Below are 22,751 nucleotides of genomic sequence, written 5' to 3'. Positions count from 1 at the left end.
TTGCTCACCCCACGCCCGCGGGCGTATCAACCGCCGGGACTCAACTCGCCGCTGGATGAAACTTCGGGGGCACGTCATCGGACGACCATGAGATCGCTCTCGCCAAAGGATTGCTTCGAGGAGCATAACAATTTCGACCGGCTCGCCGCGACGACTCGAACTCGCCGCGTCAGTCACGACGAGGAGTTCGGAGAGATGCAGATTGACATGCGCCGATAGAAGCGGCTGCAACGGCGTCAGGCCCGCGCGAGACGCGTTTCTTCCCCTCCCGGCGCGGTGGTTCCAGTGATGCGGATCAAAGCGCTGATGCCGACAGCGACCGCGCCGACGAGCGAAAAGATCATCTGCCATATCGCGGACGGCATGGCCATCTGGGCAATTCCGTGCGTGGCGTAATAGCCGGCGACCGTCGCGGGGGCAGCGTAGATGAGCACGATGGCGAGCCGGAGCCATGTCCAGGGAACGAAGGCGAGCGCCAATTGCCCGACGCCGAATGTCACGCCTGCGGCGATGACGCCGACGACGGCGCCGCCGAGCCAGCCGGCGCCCGTGTGAAAAGCCCAGGCTCCGACAGTCAGGCCGGCATAGAAAGGGAGCGCGAAGACGGCGAGCGTGAACAGCAGCCAGCAGAAGAAGCCGATGCCGGCGATGACGAGCAGCGGTCCGAAGATGATCATGGCGGTGGTCTCCGTGAGACAAAGGTCTGACGAGCGCGCCTTCCACCACCACCACGGCGCAGCAGCGAGTCTAGCCGGAAAGATGAGACAGGGCGAGCGAAAATCCCCGTAGGATTTTCGCCGCTCGTGGTGGCGGATTCCTTCATGATTGGAAGGGATCGAATTCGTAAACAATTGCGGCGGAATCGCCGTCGTATTCGGTCGACGGCATGATGCCGTAGTCTCCCGCGCCGTCATGGAAGACGACGACGCAGATCATGAGGGTGTTGGCGAGGTCCCAACCGCGAGCGTGGGCGAATGTGAGGTTTCGAGACATCGATCGGCTCCTGTTCTGAGGCGGGGGCCATTCCCGCGCGACAGGCGCCCGATGTGTCCGGCCGATGGCCGCGATCACCGCGCAGGTGAAACCGAAGCGGCGGCACGCTCGCGTAGCCGACCCCTCGTGGGTTGATGGCGTCAGGCCATCGGTCGGATAGAGGATCAGCGCCGATCAGAGCGGGATGGCGCTCGCCGACAGGAGTCGATTGCTTCGAAATCATGGAGCCCGGTCAGGGACTGCTCGAACCTCGTCTATCGTCGGCGGACCACGTGCATCTGCAGAGCGAACGGCTCAGGAGTCGGCGTGGCGGAGTTCACGGGAAGATCTCCATCTCGTGAGGAAGGCGCTCGCCATCGCGGCGCTGGCGATAGAGAGGCAGCCCGGGCACAGTCCGCCTTGGATTTGAGAAACATGAAGGCATTGCTCGATGAGATCATCGAGGACGATGTGGAATTGGCGCATGACGCGCGCGCGGCGAATGTCGCCGTGACCGCGCGCCCGACTGAAATAAGGCTTTACGGAAAGGCGGCGACACGCTTTTGCGTTTCGGCTCATTTCCGGCTCTCATGGTCGGCGGCGCTCACGCGCCGCCTGCGCCGAAGCGCCAAACCGGAATACCGAGCTTGCGCGCCTTGTCGGCGAGGTTTTCCTGGATGCCGGTTCCGGGAAAGGTGATGACGCCGATTGGCAGGACCTCCAGCATCGCGTCGTTGCGCTTGAAGGGCGCCGCCTTCGCGTGCTTGGTCCAGTCGGGCTTGAAGGCGATCTGCGGAACCTTGCGGTGATCGGCCCAGCGGGCGGCGATCCGTTCGGCGCCTTTCGGACTGCCGCCATGCAGCAGCACCATGTCGGGATGCTTGGCGTGAACCTGGTCGAGCTTGGCCCAGATCAGGCGATGGTCGTTGAAGTCGAGGCCTCCAGTGACGGCGATCTTCGGACCGGGGGGCAACAGCACCTCGTTTTCGGAGCGCTTCTTCGCTGCCAGGAAGTCCCGGCTGTCGATCATCGCCGAAGTGAGATTGCGATGATTGACCATCGATCCGCGGCGCGGTCGCCAGGACGATCCGGTGTGGCGCTCGTAATGCTCGGCGGCCTGATCGCGCATCAGCTCGAAAGCGTCCCGGCGCTCGAGGAGAGTCTGCCCTTCCGCGGTGAGACGCTCCAGCTCGACGGATTTCACCTCGCCGCCGTCCTGCTCGCGCTGCGAGCGGCGTTGCGCCTGCTCATTATCGTCGAGTTCGCGCTCGATCCGCTCCACGGCGCGGTGAAAGAGATTGACGGTCGACCAGAGCAGGTCGCCGAGATCCGGCTCGAGGCGGGTATCCTGCAATGCCGCGATCAGCGCGTCGAAGATGTCGGCGACGGCGCCCGAGACGATACGCCCTTCCGGCAGAGGCCTCGGATCGGGTTCGTCCTGAAAGGGGCGATAGCCGTAGAGCTGGAGTTCCTGGAGGATATGGTCGGTCGGGGATGACGCGTGTGGCGGCTCGTGGCGGTCATCGTCGCGATCGGTGATCATGGCGCTTCCTTTCGTCGGATCGACCGCGCCCATCGCGGCCTTCATGGCGACGAAAGCGGCGGGCGGAGCGGACCTGCACCCGCAGCGAAGCGAAGGGCCGCAGCGTAGCGGAGGACGGCGCAGGCCGGCTATTTTGTTTCGCGATGGAACGCGGCCGCAGGCCGCGCCGGAAAATAGCCGGCCGCAGCCGTTGCCGATCCGAGCCGCCTGCCGATCGATCGCCCTCTGAAGAAGGCCGTGGGGGCGGACCTCTCCGACAAGTCGGGAAGCGTCATCATTCACCGTGACGTGAATCCGCCGGCAGCGAGCGTGAGCCGTTCAGCCCGAGCCTATGCCGCCAGCTCCATGAAGCGCGCGACGTCCTGCGGGACGATCTGCACGCGTACGGCCGCCCGGAGCGCATCGAGTCCGAGCAGCCGCAGATCTTCGTTGAAGTCGCCAAGCGCCGGAGAAAGCATGATCGCCTCGATCCCCAGCTGCTGCGCCCGGTCGATCAACGCCATCACCGCGCCGTCACCGGCCGGATCGTCGTCTCGCGCGATGTAGAGCCGGCGCAATGTGTCGGAGAGGAGGATGGCGGAGAGATGCGCCGCGGACAGAGCCGCGGCCATCGGCATGGTCGGAAGCGCCGATCGCAGCGACAGAACGGTTTCGAGGCCTTCGCCCGCCGCCAGGACCTCGCCCGCCACGCCGAAGCGGACCGCATGGCCATTGAGATCGCCCATCGCCCGTCTCGGCGTTTCGATCGGCGCCTTTCCAAGCGTCGTCTCCGAGAAGCCGCGAGGATCGAGCCATGTGCGATGCACGCCGGTCAGGCGCCCGTCGAGGTCCGTGACGGCGGCGATCATGGCCGGCCAGATTTCGGTCGGGGAGTGCTCGTCTGGCCGATGATAGCAGTGCGGATGAAAGCGAAGCGATGCGGTTTCGTGCAAAGACGTAATGCCGCGATTGCGCAGATACGCTTCTGCGAGAGTCCCGGAAATCGGCTGCGACATGGCGAAGAGCCGCCTCGCCGACTCCCGCGAGTTGGCAGGTGTTGAAGGTGATTTCGTCCTCTTCTTCATCGGCACCCACTCCCGACTCGGCAGTCTCAGGAACGAGCGCGCCTCGGCCACAGTTTCCTTGAAATCGGCGAAGCCGCAACTCTCTCGGATGACGTCGAGCAGATCGCCGTGCTCGCCGGTCGCGGCGTCGATCCATTTGCCTGCGGCGCCCTTGTCGCTTTTCGCCCCGATCAGCCGGACGAACATGGAGCGGCCCGGCGTGTTGCGAACATCGCCCACCAGCCAATAGCGGCCTTCGCGATGTCCATTGTGAAGATAATGACGGCACACCGCCTCGGCCTGCCGGCCGAGACGCTGCGCAAGATCGGAGGCGTCGGGACGAGGCATGTCACGCCGCCTCCTTGTCGCTGACGCGCTGGAGCGGATAGCGCTCCATCAATTTCGCCAGCACGGCCGGGCCGCTCGCGTCGACCGGCACGAACATGCGCAGCTTCCAGGAGATGATTTCGTGGAACAGCCCATAGGCGGAGAGACGTTCGCGCATGGCGTCGGTGAATCCCGACAGCTCGATGCGGTGCGCGCCCATGACGCGGACGCGACGAAGTTGGAGATCCTCGGCAAGGTGGAGGATGGTGCGGCCATCCGTCAGGGCGGTGAATGCGTCCTCTGCGGACAAATCGACTGCGCCGCTCGCGAGAGCTTCCGCGACCCAGCCGGGCGTGACTCGGCGTCCAATGATGCGCTCGCCGTCATCGGTCTGAAGGCGATAGACCCTTGTCGAATCCTTCGGCAGCCTTTTCCAGATCGGCAGCAGCAGGCCGGTGACGATGTGGATCGTGCTGTCGGAAAATTCCGGGACGGCGGCGACCTCGGCGCTCCATGCGGCGGCGAATGCGTCCCGGTCGGCCTCGGCCCAGTGGCTTTCCTCCATCATCTTCAGAGGCGCATAATGCTGCTCTATCGGCCGGACGAGGCGTACGCGCCGCTCGATCTCGCCATCGTCGAGCATCAGCGACGGCACCGGCAGTTGGACCGCCGCTCGGCCGGAGCGCTCGTTGACGAGCGGCACAGCGCGCCGATCGGCGAGAAGACCGAACGCCCGATCGAGCGTCAGGGGATGATTGCGCTCGCGCTGCGTGATCGTCAGCAGGCGCGTCTCCGCGCCTGTGCCGGGATGGACGTAAATGGTCCGACGATCGCTGACGAGGAAACTCTCGGCGCGTAGCGTCTCGAGTCCGACGTCATAGACGCCGGCGGCGATGGCGCCTTCGACCTTGGCGTTCAGCAATTGCTCGAATGCGGTGAACAGAACGCCCTGGAGCTCGATGGTCAGCGCCAGCAATCGATTGAGGAAGGTCGTGATCGGCGGCAGGTCGTCCTTGATCCCGTTCGAATCCGTCAGCGCCAGTCCGCTCGCCTCTTCGAAGGTCTGCAAGGAACAGCCCTCGATCTTGCCCCGGACGAGCAGCAGATAGAGCTGGCGCAACGCGTCGCACGCGTAATGGCTCTCCAGATTGTCCTCGGGACGGAACAGGCCCTGGCCGCCCGTCTGACGCTGGCCGCGCGTGATCGCGCCGAGCGTGTCGAGCCGGCGCGCGATGGTCGAGAGAAAGCGCTTCTCCGCCTTCACATCGGTCGCGATCGGCCGAAACAGCGGCGGCTGCGCCTGATTGGTGCGATTGGTGCGCCCGAGGCCCTGGATGGCGGTGTCGGCCTTCCACCCCGGCTCGAGCAGATAGTGGACGCGGAGCCGACGATTCCGGGCGGAGAACTCGGCATGATAGCTTCGCCCGGTGCCGCCGGCGTCGGAAAAGACGAGGATGCGCTTCTGATCGTCCATGAAGGCGGCGGTCTCGGCGAGATTGGCCGAGCCGGCGCGGCTCTCGACAGCGAGGCGGTCGCCCTTGCGCACGATTCTCCGCGAGCGCCCGGTCACTTCGGCGACCATATCGGTCCCGAAGCGCTGGACGATCTGGTCGAGCGCGCCGGGAACCGGCGATAAGGAAGCGAGCTTTTCGATCAGGGCAGTGCGGCGGGCGACCGCCTCGCGGCTCTCGACCGGCTGGCCGTCGCGAAACACGGGTCGCGACGACAGATTGCCTTCGCTGTCGGTGAAAGGCTCGTAGAGCTGCACCGGGAAGGAGTGGGCGAGATAGTCGAGAACATATTCGCGCGGCGTGATGTCGACCTGGACGTCGTTCCATTCCTCCGTCGGAATCTCCGAGAGGCGTCGCTCCATCAAAGCTTCGCCGGTCGAGACGATCTGGACGACGGCGGCATGGCCTTCTTCCAGATCGCGCTCGATCGAGCGGATCAGCGTCGGCGTCTTCATGCTGGTCAGCAGATGGCCGAAGAAGCGCTGCTTGGCGGACTCGAACGCCGATCGCGCGGCGGCTTTGGCCTGGCGGTTGAGCGTGCCGGTCGCGCCGGTGATGTTTGCCGCCTGCATGGCGGCGTCGAGATTATTGTGGATGACGGCGAAGGCTTCGGCGTAGGAATCGTAGATGCGGGTCTGCTCCGGCGTCAGCCGATGCTCGACCAGCTCATATTCGACCCCCTCATAGCTGAGCGAGCGCGCCGTATAGAGGCCGAGCGCGCGAAGGTCGCGGGCGAGCACTTCCATCGCTGCGACGCCGCCGGCTTCGATCGCCTCCACGAATTCGGCGCGGGTCGCGAACGGAAAATCCTCGCCGCCCCAGAGGCCGAGACGTTGGGCGTAGGCGAGATTATGGACCGTGGTGGCGCCCGTCGCCGAGACATAGACGATGCGGGCGTTCGGCAAAGCGTGCTGGAGGCGAAGTCCTGCGCGGCCCTGCTGTGAGGCGGCCTGGTCGCCGCGCTCGCCCTTGCTGCCGGCGGCGTTCTGCATGGCGTGGCTCTCGTCGAAGATGATCGCCCCGTCGAAATCGGGACCCAACCATTCGACGATCTGCCGCACGCGGGAAGCCTTCTCGCCGCGCTCGTCGGACCGCAGCGTAGCGTAGGTCAAAAATAGGATGCCTTCTTGCAGCGAGACCGGCTTGCCCTGGGGGAAGCGCGAGAGCGGTGTGACGAGCAGGCGCTCCATGCCGAGCGCCGACCAGTCGCGCTGCGCATCCTCGAGCAGCTTGTCGGATTTGGAGATCCACAGCGCCCTGCGGCGGCCCTGCATCCAATTGTCGAGAATGATGCCGGCCGACTGGCGGCCCTTGCCGGCGCCGGTCCCATCGCCCAGCATGAAGCCGCGGCGGAAGCGAACGGCGTTCTCGGCGTCGTCCCGCGCCGCCGCGACGACGTCGAAGGTCTCGTCGACCGTCCACGAGCCGGCGAGAAACGCGGAATGAGCTTCGCCGGCGTAGATCACCGTTTCGAGCTGGGCGTCGGAGAGCAGGCCGTCCGAGAGGATGTTCGTCGGCAGCCGTGGCCGATAGCTCGGCTTCGGCGGCGCGACCGAGGCCATGGCGGCGGATTGCACCAGCTTGGTGGGATGCGCCTGAGAGTCGGGAATACGGATCGACTGCAATCCGTATTCTTCATAGATCGCATCCGTCAGGCGAGCGCCTTCCGGCGGCGTCCAGTCGACGGTCTCATAAGCGAGCGCGGCGCCATCGGGCGCGCGGTCGAGCGTCTCTCGGCGAACCGGAGCGTTTCGAACGGAAACGGCCGGCGCCGTGCGCGGCCGCGGACCGCAGGCCGGCGCCGGCAAGGCGACCGGCAGGCGCGGCGGCGCCAACTCGCCGATCCAGGCAAGGAGCGTCGCGACATCAGGCGCCACGCCGGGTGATGCCGGAGAGCCGGTCGGATCGTCCGCCGGCAGCTTGTCGATGATCGTCAGCCGCGTCTCGACCGATGTGCCGTGCTTGGCGTAGACGGCGCCATCTATCACGGCGGAAAAGACGACGCGGCCACGCTGCTGCAGTCGCACGAAGGCGTCTCGCCAAACGGGAGCGTCGGGCGCGAAGCTCGCGCCCGTGATCGCGACGAGGCGGCCGCCATCGGCCAGTCGCGCCAGCGCGGAAGCGAGGTGACGATGGGCCGCGTCCGCCACGCGGCCGGAGACATTCGCCATGGCCGAGAACGGCGGATTCATCAGCACGACGGAAGGAGTGATCGCCGGATCGAGATGATCGTCGATCTGCGCCGAATCGAAGCGGGTGACCGGGACGGAGGGAAAAAGAAGGGAGAGAAGCTCCGCGCGGGTCTCGGCGAGCTCGTTGAGAATGAGGTATGCGCCACCCGTCTCGGCGAGAACGGCGAGCAGTCCGGTGCCGGCCGACGGTTCGAGAACGCGGTCGGCGGGCGAAATCGCCGCTGCGGCAAGAACCGCGAGGCCGAGCGGGATCGGCGTCGAGAATTGCTGGAAGGTCTCGCTTTCCTCCGATCTGCGCGTATGCGTCGGCAAGAGGTTTGCGATTTTCGACAGCATCGGAAGAGTGGCGGTCGGAGAATCGGCTTTGCGGAAAAGCGCCTTTCCGTATTTGCGCAGGAAAAGGACTGTCGCCGCCTCGCAGGCGTCATAGCCCATCTTCCAGTCCCAGGCGCCGGAGACGTCCGACGCGCCAAAGGCGGATTCCATCGCCGAGCGAACAATGGCGGCGTCGACGTGTCGGCCATGTTCGAGATGGGGAAGCAGGCGGCGAGCCGCGTCGGCGATCGCGGAGCCAGTAGAAGAGTGGCGGGCGAGAATCGGCGCAGCCGCGTCGGCGGCCGCGGGGGTAGACTTCTTGAACATGGGAGAGGTCTCGGGAGAGCGGGAGCGGACGAGCCAGCTGGCGCTCTCTCTCGGACCCGCCGGCTCGCATCCCTCCCGGCCGGACTTTTCCTCTCACCGTGTTTCCGACGACTCGCGTGAGAGCACGGTCATTCCGAATCGCGTGACGGCGAATTCACAGGCGCTTGATGATGGAGCTCTCGATCGCCGGCATGAAAAATGGCGGAGCGCTCTGCAACGCTCCGCCGATAGATCATTCAGCCGCAATCGGAATCGGTGCTCTCGTTCGCTTTATCGCCCGAGAGAAACTCAGGCAGCTCTTCGGATTCGTCGGCTGTTTCGCCCGCTTCGAGATCAGCTTGTTCGACGTCGTCGAGCCGCAAAGGCTCCGGCAGCCAGCCGGAGTCGGCGAGCAGCCGTTCGGCTTCGACCGCCATCTCGCCCTTTTTCAGATGCTCGATGAGCTGGACCGCCCGTTCGCCTTTGGCCTCGCGGACGGCGTCCAGGATTCGTCGCTTCGGCACGCGACCGAGATAATTGTCGACGGTCGGCTTCCAACCGGCGTCGACCATGTTCAAGCCGACCGCCCGAGCGAGCCGGTCGGCATTCTTCAAGCGCTGCAGTACCGAATGTGCCGTGACCGCGCCGCCGCCATAGCGGTCCGCCTTCTCATGGAGGGCATTGACGCCATGGCTGACGCAATGCGCGAGCAGCGCGAGGCGATGCGTGTCGTCGAGGCCGACGAGCCAATCCCAGAGCTCCTGATCGTCTCTGGGGATGCTCGATTTCCACGCGTCCTGCCGCTTCGCGATCGCCTGTGAGCTGGCGCTGTTTTTCAGATCCGTGGGTTGGATCGGAAAGGAGATCTGCCGCAAGGAAATTTCCAAGCCGGCGGCTGAAGTCGCCGCGCAAGGGAACGTGTCGGCGACGAGCTTATGCAGCAGGACCGTCATGGCGACATTCGGATTATTCGCGACGGCGTTCTGCAGCGCCAATGTTCTGTGCGCCGTCAGCTCGATCATCAGCCGCTCGGGCAATGGCGCGAGCGCGTCGGTTTCATCTTCCTCCGAGTCGACCGGGCGCCCTCCGATGGTGATGACGGGCTGCTGTGTGGTCGGAGCAATCGCTGGTGAGAATTCGCCTGTGCCCGCATCCTCGTTCGCGTTCTCCTCATGAGCGGGCGGCTCGTCCTCGGGCCGCATATAGCCGCGATCGACAGAGAGAAAACCTTCGGCGTCGATGCTGACGAATGCTCCGGCGCGAGCGACATCGGACGGGTCGAAGCTCCGAGGACGATTTTGCAGCTCGGCGAGCGCCGTTTCGATCTCGCCCAGGCGCCGGTCCACATCTTCCGGCAGTTCGTCGACTTTTTCATATTCGGTCTCCAGGCTCTCATGTTCGGCCTCGAGTGAATCGATCGTCGTCTGTTCGTCGTCGGACAACCCGGTGGGCGCGCCGACGAGTTCTCTCAGCCCGTTCGTATGTCCGAACGGAAACGAGACCGCGACCTCGACCCATTTCCAGCCCTCGGCAGCGACCGCGTCGGCCGCCGCCTTCAATTTCTCGATAACGAGGCTGTCGAGCAAGGCGACATTTTCCAGCCAGCCGCCGTCGTCGTGCTGGAACAGGTCGCGCATGACGATTCCGCCCGCCGATTCATAAGCGTCGAGGCCGACGAAGACGGCTCTCCGATCGGCGGCGCGCACGGCTTTTTCCGTCAGCATGCGCCGGATCTGGTATGGTTCTTTCGACCAGGATTTTTCCAACGCCGCCCAGACCTGCTCCTGCCGAGCATGGTCCGACGAAACGGTGAAGGCCATCAACACTTCCAGCGACATTCCGTCTTCGGCATAGATGTCGAGGAGCTTCTCCGACACGGTGGTCAGCCGCAGGCGCTGCTTCACGACATTGACGCCGATGAAGAAGGCCGCAGCGATGTCCTCCTCGGATTTGCCCTTGGCCCGCATCGCCTGAAAGGCGCGGAATTGGTCGAGCGGATGGAGCGGCGCGCGCTGGATGTTCTCGGCGAGCGAGTCGTCTTCCGCGAGGATGTCGCTCGCCGGATCTCGGACGACGCAGGGGATCGGCGCCGTTTTGGCGAGCCGCTTCTGTTTGACCAGAAGCTCGAGCGCCCGATAGCGGCGGCCGCCCGCGGGAATCTCGAACATGCCGGTCTCGGCGCCATCGGCGTCGAGCACGGGACGCACGTTCAGGCTCTGAAGCAGGGTGCGGCGCGCGATGTCCTCTGCGAGCTCCTCGATCGAGACTCCGGCCTTCACCCGCCGGATATTCGCCTGGGAGAGGACGAGCTTGTTGAAAGGAATGTCGCGCGAGGACGACAAAGTGATTTTCTGAACAGCAGTAGCCATGGGGATGAGCTCCACGACGGGCGGCCGAAAGCCTCTCTCTCGGCCCGCAGCTCGTCACGGAGCGCGGCGCCGCCCTCTGACTCTGAGGACGACGCCGCGGGAACGAGGATCAGCAGATGCGGAAATGCACGAAGCCGGAGATGTAGATTTCCGCATCTACGGCTTTCCGGAATTCAGGCTGCGCGATCGAGAAGCTTCTTGGCGCGCGCCTCCAAATCGAGACGCGCGTCCTGATGTGTCTTGTTGCGCGCGACGGCGGTGATGCCCTGCACGAAATCGAAAATGCTCTCGGGCTTTCGGCCTTCCTCGGCCAACACGGTCTCGATGATCTTCGCCGTCTCCTTCTTGGAAAAGCCGCGCCGTCGCAGGAACTCGTCTCGGTCCTCGTCGGTGCGGGCGACGATTTTCTCCCGCGCCGCCTTGATGCCGTTCACGAATGGCATGGGCGAGGAAACGGCGAAGCGTGTCAGCGCCGGGGCCGCCTCATGCGCGAAGCGAGAGGCGGCGTATTTCGAGTGGCGGATGGTGATTTCCTCGAAATCTTCGACGCCCCACAGATTCCTATTTTGACATACCGCGCGGAGATAGAAGCTCGCCATGCCGAGCGTCTTTGCGCCGACCTCGGAATTCCAGCAGTAGAAGCCTCGGAAGTAAAGATCGGGCGAGCCGTCCGGCAGCCGACCGGCCTCGATCGGATTGAGATCATCGACCAGGAACAGGAAGACATCCCGGTCCGAGGCATAGAGGGTCGTGGTGTCCTGGGTGATATCGACGCGCGGATGGTAGATACCTGTCGACCAGTCGAGCACGCCCGGCACCTTCCAGCGCGTGTCGCCCGTCCCGTTTCCCGCGATGCGCTGCACGGCCTCGACGAGTTCATGGTCGTAGATGCGGCCGTAGTCCGGGCCGGTGACGGCTCGCAGCTCAACGCGGCCATCTTCGATCTCAAGCGTCTTGACCTGCTCGGCGCGATTCGAGGTCAAGCCGTATTGGAGGTTGATGCCGGCGAGCGGTGCCGGGAGCTGACGGAGGTAGGCGGCCGGCGCGCCAACCAGGCTCGCGAGCTGACCAAAGCTCCAATGCGTCGGCGCGACCGGCGCGTCGGAGCCGGGCAGCATCAGCGTCAGGCGTTCGGCGTCCTCACGGTTCGCCTCCACCCGGATCCCTGCGCTCTCAACGGTCCGGGTCCGGCTGCGCTCGGTCCGTCCGCGCACAGTCGCGTAGAGGTCCGAAAGGGACAGGAAGCGCTCGTCCGGCGGCCGCGAGAACCACTCGGAGGACACGCGACTGACGCGCTGGCCGCGAAGCACATCCACCTTGTAGCCACCGGCGCGGTCAAGAGCGGCGCTCGGAGTTTCCACCTGGGTCATGGGTCATCTCCATGACGGGCGTCGGAGGCCTCTCCTCCAGTGCTTAACCCGTCATGGTGAAGCCCTTCCGCACTCTCCCTCTTTAATGGGGTTTCGGGCCGCGGATTATCGAACGTTCTTGTCGGCCGGGTGGCGCGAGTCACCTGGTTCAGGGCGAAGCCAGTTCTGGGCACGCCGACGGAATGGCCGGTATTCTCGTCAGTTACGACGCTTCTGGGCTCTCCACGCAGGCTTGCCCAAGCCATGCCATGCCCTAGTCAGCACCTCCCCAAATAAATGGTGCATGCCTCACCAGTTTGGCATAAAAAGGGTGCATTATTCATTCCGGGATGGATTTCGCTGTGTCCTCCGTCGCCCTCAGGAAATCAGTCCGCACCTCGGTGATCCTGCCCGAGGAAGCTCATACCCGCATCCAAGCGCTCGCTGAGGCCAACAATGTGTCGGCCGCGTGGGTAATCCGCGCCGCAATTCTACGCTTTCTCGAAGAGCACGGCGATCAAACCCAGCTCCCGCTAAAACTGCCGAGGAAGGCGACGGGGCGATGAACGATCAAACCGTGAGGAAGAAGATCGCCCGGCTGCGGAGCGGCGGCAAACCTCGGGTGCTCGACCTGTTTGCCGGATGCGGCGGCCTCTCGTTGGGCTTTCAAGCCGCAGGATTTTCGCTGCGCGCAGCCGTTGAATCCGACGCGGACGCGGCGCGTTCGCATGGCCTGAACTTTCACATCGGCGATCCGAAACACAGCAGTGCGCGTGATATCATCGAAACTAGGCCCGAAGACCTCGCTGCTGAACTGGACTTAGGGACGGTTGCCGACTCGATCGACGTGATCATTGGTGGGCCGCCGTGCCAGGCGTTCGCGCGCGTGGGACGTCCGAAGCTACGCGAGATTGACGCGCATCCGCAGGCGTTCCGCCACGATCCACGCGCTCGCCTCTATCAGGAATACCTGCGCTACGTGACGGCCTTTCATCCGATCGCGGTACTCGTCGAGAATGTTCCGGACGTTTTGAACCACGGGGGTCAAAATATTGCGGAAGAAATCTGCGAGGTTCTGGAAGAGAAGGGCTATGTCTGCGGTTACACACTGCTGAACGCCGCTTTCTACGGCGTCCCGCAGATGCGCGAGCGCATGTTCCTTATTGCGTACAGGCGCGAGCTGGCACAGCGAGTCGCATTCCCTGTCCCGAGTCACTGGCTTGTGCTGCCGCCTGGCTATGAAGGATCGCGTGCGGTTGCGCTAAAGGTGCTGAACGGGCTGTTGGACGGTGCACACGATTATATCGATCCACCGGCTGCAGACTTGCGGTTGCCGCGGGCGGTGACTGCCGAAGACGCGATCGGCGATCTGCCACCTATTTATGCCCGCCAGCAGCTTGCTTCGGGCGATCTGCGACGCGGCGCCCGGCGTTTTGATCAATCGCTGCATTACGATCGGCGTCGCAAAGTTTCGGCGTATGCACAATTAATGCGCGCTTGGCCCGGCTTCGAAGCGCCCGACGGACTGAAGGATCATGTGATCCGTTATCTGCCGCGCGATTACGAGCTGTTTGCACGCCTGAATCCCGGTGACCAGTATCCGCAGGCGCATCAGCACGCGTTGGAGATGTTGGCCGAGCAGGTTAAGGCGCTGCGCCGGCAAGGAAAGACCGTTCGCGAAGGCTCGGCTGAATATGCCCGCCTGAAAGAGGCGATTGTACCGCCATACGATGCAGGAAAGTTTCCGAACAAGTGGCGAAAGATGTGGCGTGATCAGCCAGCGCGCACGCTGATGGCCCACCTTGGCAAGGACAGCTATAGTCACATTCATTACGACAGCGAGCAGGCGCGCACGATTTCCGTACGCGAGGCCGCGCGGCTTCAATCCTTCCCAGACGGCTTTGTCTTCTGCGGGACGATGAACCCTGCGTTCCGTCAGATTGGCAACGCCGTACCGCCGCTCATGGCAAAAGCACTCGCCGGGACGATCGCGCGCGCTCTCGGTATAACCGAAGAGGAAGAGCTGAATGAGCCTGTCCGGACGGCGGCAGCAGTTTGAGGCCGGCTCGAAAGCCGATCCGCTCGTTTCGCGCCGCACGAAATTTCACCGGCTGTTTGGTGTTTCGAACAGCGCGAAGGTCATTGGCAGGGGTCTTCAGCTCGGAGTCGTGAATCTGGACAATGTAGCCGCCGACGTCGACGGCTTTGCTTTCGCCTGCACGATGGTGTTTCCGCCCGCCGATGAGGTCTATTTTACGGCCTATGTACGGTCTGGCACGCCGGCGATGATTGCTCGGCTGACAGACATGAAACGCCTTGGAGCAACCGCCCCGGCCGTTCCGGCGCCGCCTGCCGATGAGGACGTGGCGGAAGAGGCGGGCGCCGGCCGAATCGGGTATGCCGCACGCAACAACAATGTCGTCGTTGTGCTGGCTTCCGACGGCGGATTCCATTTGCGTAATCAGGGCTTCTGGGACGAACTTCCAGAGGACCTGACGCCGTTTGGCGAGTCGATCCCTGTCGATAAAATCAATATCGCGCTCTACCCGCCGGCGGCCTCCGCCCGCCGCAGTCTGCTGGCGCGTGAGTTCGTCGGCTATCTTGGCAATCTGATTGGACGTGAGAAAGTCCACGAGCTGCGAGTCTGGGATGAAGCCGGAGCAGTGCGTCCGGAAATGCAGCGTATGCCGGCGACCATCCCGATTGCCGAGATCGAAACGGCGGTCGCGGGACTCGGCGGGCACTATCCGGGCGGCGAGGTCCGCCGCTTCCATGCGGCACTGAATTTCCTGCTGCATAAGCATTTCGTTATTCTCGCAGGTCTTTCGGGGACCGGGAAGACGCAGCTCGCCCTGAAATACGCGCGCGCGGTTCACGGGCTGGGGTTGCACGCTCAAGACCCTTTTCTGTTTGTCTGTCCGGTGCGGCCGGAGTGGACCGACCCGACCGGGCTGACGGGTTATTACGATGTATTGTCAAACCGGTACATGGTCCCGCCCTTTCTCGAAGCAGTGTTGCTCGCAACCGCGCACCGGCACTCGCCGGTCTTCGTAGTGCTCGATGAAATGAATCTGGCGCGGGTGGAATATTATTTTTCGGATGTCCTGTCGGCGATTGAGACGGAAGAAGCGCTTCAGCTCCATGCTCATGGCGTTCCGCTGGAGGGCTCCAACGGAACGACCGTGCCGGCGGCATTGCCGCTGCCGCCAAATCTCTACATTGTCGGCACGATCAACATCGACGAGACGACGAACCCTGTGAGCGACAAGGTTCTCGACCGCGCGGTTGTCATCGACATGTCGGCGATTGATTTGCTTGGTTTTCTTACCAGTCTTGAAGAGCGCGAACCAGCATTGAGGGACGCGCGCGCAGCTTGCGAACGTCATCTCGTCGCCGTACAGGAAGTCATGGCTGCACACGGGCTCGGCTTTGGTTATCGCGTCGCCGAAGAGGCCGTGCGGTATCACTCCTTCAGTGCCGTACATCTGGCAGCGCCCCCGGCGGGCGTCACTGACGAACTCATGGTTCAGAAGGTGCTGGTGAAGCTGCGCGGCGGCGAGCGCCAACGTCCGCTGCTGACTGGCCTCGCCAGGGCCCTCGATGGCCTGCCGCGCTCGCAGACCTTCATCGCAAAGCTGACAGCTGACCTCGATGAATTCGGGTCCTTTCAGGCCAGCAGGTAAGGTCAGCCCATGTCTGCTCTGCTCCTGCGCAGCGAGACTACGGGCGCCACATGGCGGCTATGGCCGGACCCCGAGCCGGTCGCAGCCGGGTCGGTGCAGGAAGCTGGCAGCTATCTGTTCGAGCTTCATGGCGGCGTAGACGCGGCAAATGCCGAGCTGCTGATTGACGAGATCCCTCTCGAAGCCCTTCGCGCCCGCGCGCCTGACACCGCATGCTGGCGCTGGTCGCCGGGATTTCACGCCGGCCTAGTCGAGGTGGAGCTGCGATTGCCAGGTCATGTGCCACGCCGGTTCGAGGTCATAACCGATCCGGACAGACGCAAGCTCACGCGCGATAATTTCGATGCGATGGTGCGGGAAATTCTGGACGATACGTTCGCTCTCTTCTCGCTGAGTGGTTTTCGTAAGTCCATCGCGCGCGGCGCAGGCGGCCGTCCGCCGGCTATTGCCCGTCTCGAATTCCTGCGTTCTCAAGTCGAGAAGTTGGAAACCGTCGTCGCCGCCATCGCGCGCAATCCACGCCGGATGCTTGCGGCGGAAGAGATTGTGCTGCCCTACCATCGCGCGAACCGGGCCACAGGGCTTGAAGTCCTGCGCTCCTTCCGCTCGGGGCGGATCGTCCACGAAACAGGAAAACCATCGCGCCTGCCGACGACGCTGAAGGGCGCGTTGCCGGAACGCATCCGCGTCCGACAGCGCCTCAGCTCGTTTGATCTCCCTGAGCATCGTCAGATGGGCGCCTGCCTACGAAGCTGGTCTGCGTGGCTCGAAGCGGTGGCGCAACAGCTCGAGCGCAGCCAATCCGACAGCGATATGGAGTTCCGGGCGGGCGCCGCTGCATGGGCTGTGCGCTGTCGGCGACTTTCCCGTCGTGTCGGCGCGCTCGCCGCAGCGGCGCCTTTTGCTGAAGCGGGGGACGCGGCGTCGCGGTTGACACTCTCGGCACTTTTTCGAAACGATCCGAACTACCGCGCCTTCTACCGACTGTGGCAGGATATGAACCTCGGCATTGCTGCGGTGTTCGGCGATTTCCTCAACCTACCGCTCGCGCGCACCTTCGAGCTTTACGAGCTGTGGTGTTTCCTGCGCCTCGTGCGCGCGGCGGCGGAGGAGTACGGGCCGGCGGGGCTGGATATACGTGATCTCTTTATCGGTGACGCCGCCGGCCGTGTGACGCTGGCGACCGGCTCGGTTGCCGTGCCCGTCGGCTCCGGGTGGAAGCTCTGCTTTCAGAAACGGTATCGGGAATTCTGGATCGAGCCTGACCGGCGTGGTTCCTACAGTCGCATCATGGCGCCAGATATTGTTGCTGCACACGAGACGGCCGGGGAGGTCGGGGGGCTCATCATTCTTGATGCAAAGTACCGCATCGATGACGGGCTCAGCGATGCTCTCAGTTCGATCCACACCTATCGCGACGCGCTTGTGCGTGAAGCCCAGTCCGGGTTGGTCGAAGGGATTGTCAGCGCAGCATACCTGCTGACACCGCACCTGCCGGAGCTCGCAGCCGGGTACAGGGAAACGCCCATGCCGGGACGGCTGTTTCATCCAGCTTATCGTGCCGGTTTCCGCTTTGGCGCCGTGACATTGCGTCCTGGCATGGCGGCGGGAGAGATTATGTCGGCGCTCAGGCAGATCGTCGCTGATGCAACGGAAGCGGCCTGAAATGGATGTGCTCACTAAGGAACAGCGCCGGCTCAATATGAGCCGCATTCGGGGGAAGGATACCAAGCCCGAGATGCTGCTCCGCCGAGGACTCCATGCAGCCGGGTTCCGCTTCCGGCTGCACGCGGCGCGATTGCCGGGCAAGCCGGATATCGTGTTTCCGAAACATAGCGCGATTATTCAGGTTCATGGCTGCTTTTGGCACGGTCATAACTGCTCGCTCTTCAAGATGCCAGCGACGCGACCGGAATTCTGGGCAAGGAAAATCGCCAGCAATCGGGAACGCGATGTTCGTGCATCCGAAGCATTGCAACGTGCCGGCTGGCGCCTGCTGATAGTGTGGGAGTGCAGCCTGAAGGGACCAGGACGCAGGCCGGTTCCGGAAGTCATAGATTACTGCGCCACCTTTATCAGAGGCGAAGTGCGTGAGGGCGAGTTGTGGGGAATCGCTCACCGAAGTAGCTCTGGCGGCGGAGCGTAGATGCTTGGCGCTTCGGAGAACGCTCCGACGCCTTCGAGTCGGAGATGGGCGGTCAGCGCTTGGATCAACTCGTCGAGAAGTCGATCGATCCCGCATTGCTGGCTCCCTCTGTGGTCTGCGTGTCCGCGCGTTCTTTCGTGCGAGGAGGCAGCTGTCTTGGTTGTCAAGAGATTCTCGCGGCGACCAGCCGCCCGACGTGAAGGGTCGCGAATTCCTGTGTCCGGGAGATCGGGCAGCTTATCGAACTCAAGGGGTCAGACGCTGCCGACGGCGGTCACCGCCCTGGGGCCGCGCTCGCCCGCGTTGATCTGCTGATGATCGCGCCTCGCGCCGGAGGGCGCTCCCGCGGATGACGCGCGATGCGCGGACCTATGGATTAGAGTTTCGTTCTGAAAGCATCGACAATTGGGATCGAGAAATACCGATGGCAACGAAACGGCATAGCGTGGCATCGACAGGAGGGCAGTGGAATTTTTCCGGCGTGCTCTATCAGCTGCTCGCGTCCCTAAGGTCGGGTCTGAACGCGACGGTGGAAGAAGTTGCGATCAGTCGAGATGTTGCCAGCGTTCGAATCGTCGCCGAGCCATTTACGGGCGGCGATACACAAATTTTCCGGCCGGGCGTTCGGCAGGTCGATCAAATTAAAATTCGACGAGGAAAATTTCCCTGGACTACCCGTGCAATCGTCGAGGATGTTCTGCCTGATTTGTTCAAAGCTTTTGGTGAACAGGATACCCGATCGCAGTTTAGGTTCGTTACCGATAACTTGGACGGCACCGTCGAATTTGATGGATTTCTGAAGATGCTCCGTAGCCTAAATTCGGAAGGAAAAGGTCTGGCGGACCTCGTCACTTGTGAGCTGCGCTTTCGATGGGGAAACAAGACTATCTCTGCCGAATATCTCTTCACGAAAATCGAACAAACATTAATCGCGCCCCGCGCTGCACTTTGGCAATTCCTGGCCGCTGTCCGTGTCGTCGTTCTGTCGGAAGTGCAGATATTGGTTGAGATTAATGACATCCTCTCGGAGCTTGTCACGGAGCGTGAGGACATAGACACCAAGCGCGACGCATTGTGCACACATCTCTTGAGCATGGGGAAGACCGGGGGATCGATCTCCACCAAGGCTCTGCTGAGAGCCGTCAATCTCGATCCGGCAAGACTGACTCACGCCCGTCAGCTGCCTGCCGTCTTGCGTCAGCAGGTCGAAACCGAAATTCAAAATGAAGGATACGACAGGACAATGGATGTGCGTGTGGCGCCGGTCGTTCCGGAGGCTCTGCTATCCGTATTCAGCGGTGAATCGGGACGAGGCAAGACATGGCTTCTGTGCCGTGCGGCCTTGACGGCCGTCGAGGCGGGTGAATGCGCAATGCTGCTGCCCGCGAAGGGCGCACTCGCTGATATCGAGGAAAAGATCGTCCGGCATATTTGGCTCACCAGCTTCGATCGCAGTCTCCCCTTGTTTCGAATTGCCGAAAGATTGCAGCCTAAGCTACCCGACAAGCACGGGGCGTGGCTGACAATCTTTCTTGATGATCTGACCGATTCAGATCTCGCCTTCGAGCTGGCGCGCACGCCGTGGGCGCATATGGGCATCAGAGTCGTGATCTCGGCTCAAGACCGCATCGCCAGCTTCCTTCGCACCAAGATAGAAGACCTCAGCGAAGTGGCGGTGCCGGATTTCACTCTTCCCGAGCTACACGATTATCTGATCCGAGCTGACCGCGACACCAATCTCGTTCCGGACGATGTGCTCTTTTTTCTCACACGTCCTGTGCTGGCGGCGATCTTTTGCAGGATTCCGGGAAGCGCCCGTTGGATGGCCGTCAGCGAGTATGAGCTGATGGATCGATATTGGAAATGGGCCACGATGCAGCATCGCACCCAGGACCTGCATCGAGGCGATGGATATGAGGTCCTTGGTCTGGCAGATACACTGCTCGACGGAACCCGCCTCTATCCTTGGCCCGTCAGTGTTCAGCGCCGTCGTGGCCTTACCGCGGAAGCGATCGAACGGCTGATAGCGGTCGGTGTGTTGCGGCAAGATGCGCAAGGAGCGCTCCAGATTTCGCACGACCGCGTGCTCAACTGGGCGGTCGCGGGTGAAATCGAACGACGCTTTCTCGAAGGTGAGTTAACGGCGGCGGGTATCGCCGATCTCCTTCTGCGGATTGATGACATTGCTGCGCCGCATGGTGGTCCGGTTGGCCGTCGACTGGGATATGTCCTGCTCGACCTGTTCTGGAAGCTCGCACGAAGCGCAAAGCCTGAGGATGTCGGTCAGCTAGCGCTGCTGATGATCAAGTCGAGAGAGGCGCCGGGTGAACAGGAGCACTTTTTCAAGGAGCTCGGTAACCTGGGCAGTCCAATCATTCCCGCTCTCTCGTGGATGGCGCGACGGGCCAAAGCCCCTTCGGATTGGCCCCTCCCACGCCTTTTGGCGGAGGCCTTTGTCGCAGTTGCGGAGACGGCGGAGACGGACGTCGCCGAAGCAGCCTGCGCACTCATACGAGATGACGTCGAGCCGTCTCGAAGCATCGGATTGAACGTCCTGCGGTTGGCGCCGGCACCCCACGCTTTGGACTTGCTGTGGGAAATCAACAAGCAACGCAATGCGGCATTGGTCGCGTCGAAGGATCACGCCGAGCGTGGGTTTGAGCTGGTGACGGCACACGAGCAGAGCTTCAACGCTTTATCCCGCGCCGTCCAGCAATCGCCGGAGTGGATTCGTGAGAAAGCCTCCTCCGCAGTCGACCCCGAGGACGCGAATCAGCTGATCTGGCTACTCATGCGTATCGACCGTTATGTTGCAAGGCCGATCTGGGCGGCGACAAAGAGCAATCTGCTCGCGCGTCTTTCGCGCGGCGAGAGATCGGCGCCGCGAGCCGTTCGCTATTTCCGCGATCGGGATGAGCTTCAGCGGATCGAAGCAGCACTCGAAAATCCCGAGCCCTACGCCGCCGTATTATGGTTCGATGCGTTGGCGTATCTGGCCCCGGAGACGGCTCTGCAAAGCCTGGAAAGAATACCATCTCACGACCTGCGTTCTACACGCGGTTGGTGGTTGCACGGGCTGTTCCGACGGGTTGGCCCGGCGGTGCATGCTCGGCTTCGGGAAACGATTGGGCGCGAACAGGGAGAAAGAGAGTTCTCTGTTCGAGAATTGGCGATGCTCTATTGTGGCGAAAGTGACTTGCTGGATTCGTCGACCTTCGACTATCTGATTGACGCTTTCCAAGCGTGCCTCGAAAAAGAAGCAAACGGCGACGCGGTGCTCCCGGGCGTGCATGGACATTTGCGCGCGCTGATCGCGTCAATCTCGTCGCCGACACTCCTGGAGCGCTTGGCAGCCCGCAAGGGAACTCGCTTCGAGCAGCTTGTCGCCCGCAACGCAATTTCCCGCGACGGCCGTACGTCGACGTTGCGAGATGGCGAAGGCATGGAATATCGGCTGATCCTGGCCGCTATAGGCGGAGATCGCTATGACGAACTCGTCCTCGCGGAACTCGCTCGGCCCAATCCGCATGCGCAAGCCGACGGATTCACAGCGGCCGTCTGGACGCGATGCCAAGCGGTTGCGGAAAAACTGAAAGAACTCGCGCAGAGCGTCGATAGCGATGTCTATCGTCAGGTGCAATTGATGGATGCGCTTGCGGCACACAGGGTGGATGTAGGCCTCTGCGCAATGGTGGAAAATGGATCGCCGGTATTCCTCCGGGCAGTCGCTATTCGCGAACGTGCCCCGCCATGGGCGGACACGGAGCTGGCTCAGGTCACTCGGCTACTGAATAGCGCCGACTCTCGAGAGCGGCTGGCCGGTATCGGCCTCTGCGCATTTCTCGGGAGAGAGGCGGCTGGAGGTCTGCTCGCCCCATTTCTCGAAGCAAACGACTCGACGGACGAAGAGGTTCGCCACGTCCGTGGAGTGCTCTCTCACCTCGGCTATTATCGCCCAACTTTCCTGTCGCGCCTGAAGACCCACATGGGGCGTAACGATACAGGAATTTCGACCGCCAGCTACTTGGCGTGGAATGGCGATGCCGACGCACGCGCGGTGGTGATCGATTGGCTACGCGCCCATGACTTGGCAAGCTTGAATTCGGAAGAGTCGCAGATCGCATTGCGCTTGCTCTATTATCCCGATACCGCCGCTGACGCACGAGCCTTCCTGAAGCGCATCTGGACGAAATGGCCGAGCCTCGGCGAGGGGAATCTCCTCGCGCCGCTGGCCGAGGCCGGGGACAACGAGGCTCGCGCTGCGCTTCATGCCATGGCCTATCAGGAGCCGAGCCGAGGGGTAGATTCCGCCGTCGCCGCGATCTTGGCGCTCCGAAAATCGTCACCGGCTGCAGCTCAGGCGGCTACGGAGCGGCTTTACCGGCGAACGCGGTCAAGGGCAGCGGCTTGTCTCTTGCTCGAGCTCAACGCGGGGGCTGGGGCCAAGATTCTGCTCTACGACTATGCGGCGGCGTCAGTCCCAGATCGTCACCAGATCGGCCGGCTGCTGCGGCGTAGAGCCCCTCGCGCCGAACTGGTCGAAACATTGAACATCATGTCGGACAGCAGCGCGGATGAGGAGCGCCAAACCGCAGCGGAGATTGCGGGATGGCTTCCTTTTGAGCAGTCCGTCGATTGGCTCGATCGTCTTGTCGATGATGACGCCGAGATAGTCGAAAAGGCCGCGCTGATGGCGCTGCGCCAACGACAAGCGGATGCTGAATGTGCGACGCTGATAGGTTCACTGGCAAGCCAACCAAGACCTCGGCAATGGGCTTGGCTCCGCGCTCTTGTTCAACGAGGCGATCCTGCGGCACTCACGGATCGCGATGATCCTCGCTCGATATCCAGCCTGCTCGATCAGCTCGGCGACGAATTCAAGGAAGAGGCAAGAACTCTCCTTCGAGAAAGAGAGAAGGCTCTGCAAACTACGGCAAACAACCTCGAAACCGAGAGACGGCGAAGCGCGCGCGCCAACTGGTAGATCTTGCTTCG

At 62.9% G+C, this 22,751-nt stretch carries 14 protein-coding genes; 7 read left to right on the top strand and 7 right to left on the bottom strand.

Translation table 11 applies throughout. The annotated features are described in order from the left end of the window. Positions 1-219: hypothetical protein (locus ACT53T_RS03245; RefSeq protein ID WP_476160044.1), on the top strand; the 219-nt coding region annotated here is incomplete at its 5' end. A 17-nt stretch (positions 220-236) separates the two neighbouring features. On the opposite strand, the gene ACT53T_RS03240 is transcribed toward ACT53T_RS03245, so the two are convergent. The 7 genes from ACT53T_RS03240 to ACT53T_RS03210 form a co-directional block, all read right to left on the bottom strand. Further along, positions 237-677 carry a hypothetical protein gene (locus ACT53T_RS03240; RefSeq protein WP_476160043.1) on the bottom strand — a complete coding sequence of 147 codons (441 nt, stop codon included), beginning with the start codon at positions 675-677 and terminating at the stop codon, positions 237-239. A gap of 142 nt (positions 678-819) precedes the next feature. After that, complete coding sequence (locus tag ACT53T_RS03235; protein WP_476160041.1) at positions 820-993, bottom strand: hypothetical protein; 174 nt, start codon at positions 991-993, stop codon at positions 820-822. 583 nt (positions 994-1,576) lie between these two features. After that, positions 1,577-2,515, bottom strand: coding sequence for a DUF2493 domain-containing protein (locus ACT53T_RS03230; protein WP_476160040.1), 939 nt, complete (start codon positions 2,513-2,515; stop codon positions 1,577-1,579). Positions 2,516-2,844: 329 nt separating this feature from the next. After that, positions 2,845-3,906 carry a DUF7146 domain-containing protein gene (locus tag ACT53T_RS03225; RefSeq protein ID WP_476160038.1) on the bottom strand — a complete coding sequence of 354 codons (1,062 nt, stop codon included), beginning with the start codon at positions 3,904-3,906 and terminating at the stop codon, positions 2,845-2,847. A 1-nt stretch (position 3,907) separates the two neighbouring features. Further along, complete coding sequence (locus tag ACT53T_RS03220) at positions 3,908-8,230, bottom strand: strawberry notch-like NTP hydrolase domain-containing protein (RefSeq protein WP_476160036.1); 4,323 nt, start codon at positions 8,228-8,230, stop codon at positions 3,908-3,910. A gap of 236 nt (positions 8,231-8,466) precedes the next feature. Further along, positions 8,467-10,578 (bottom strand): ParB/RepB/Spo0J family partition protein, encoded by a 2,112-nt coding sequence (locus tag ACT53T_RS03215; protein ID WP_476160035.1) that lies wholly within the window; start codon positions 10,576-10,578, stop codon positions 8,467-8,469. Between the two features lie 173 nt (positions 10,579-10,751). Continuing rightward, entirely contained in the window at positions 10,752-11,948 is a 1,197-nt protein-coding gene (locus ACT53T_RS03210) for a DUF932 domain-containing protein (RefSeq protein ID WP_476160033.1), read from the bottom strand. 341 nt (positions 11,949-12,289) lie between these two features. Between ACT53T_RS03210 and ACT53T_RS03205 the strand changes: the two genes are divergently transcribed. From ACT53T_RS03205 to ACT53T_RS03180, 6 genes are all read left to right on the top strand, one after another. Beyond that, positions 12,290-12,493, top strand: a complete 204-nt coding sequence (locus tag ACT53T_RS03205; protein WP_476160032.1) for a ribbon-helix-helix protein, CopG family — start codon at positions 12,290-12,292, stop codon at positions 12,491-12,493. Further along, on the top strand, positions 12,490-13,986 hold the full coding sequence (locus ACT53T_RS03200) for a DNA cytosine methyltransferase (protein WP_476160031.1): 1,497 nt from the start codon (positions 12,490-12,492) through the stop codon (positions 13,984-13,986). Before ACT53T_RS03205 ends, ACT53T_RS03200 begins: the two co-directional genes overlap by 4 nt. Beyond that, positions 13,955-15,610 carry an McrB family protein gene (locus ACT53T_RS03195; protein ID WP_476160029.1) on the top strand — a complete coding sequence of 552 codons (1,656 nt, stop codon included), beginning with the start codon at positions 13,955-13,957 and terminating at the stop codon, positions 15,608-15,610. The genes ACT53T_RS03200 and ACT53T_RS03195 overlap by 32 nt, the downstream gene beginning before the upstream one ends. A gap of 9 nt (positions 15,611-15,619) precedes the next feature. Continuing rightward, on the top strand, positions 15,620-17,275 hold the full coding sequence (locus tag ACT53T_RS03190; protein WP_476160027.1) for a DUF2357 domain-containing protein: 1,656 nt from the start codon (positions 15,620-15,622) through the stop codon (positions 17,273-17,275). 1 nt (position 17,276) lies between these two features. Continuing rightward, a complete protein-coding gene (locus ACT53T_RS03185; RefSeq protein WP_476160026.1) occupies positions 17,277-17,756 on the top strand; it encodes a very short patch repair endonuclease in 480 nt (159 codons plus the stop codon). Positions 17,757-18,105: 349 nt separating this feature from the next. After that, positions 18,106-22,740, top strand: a complete 4,635-nt coding sequence (locus ACT53T_RS03180; RefSeq protein WP_476160024.1) for a hypothetical protein — start codon at positions 18,106-18,108, stop codon at positions 22,738-22,740. Positions 22,741-22,751 lie beyond the last annotated feature (11 nt).

Source organism: Methylosinus sp. DMC45 (genome assembly GCF_056313885.1).
Note: the sequence above shows the minus strand (reverse complement) of the source record. Positions and strands in the feature narration are given on the sequence as shown.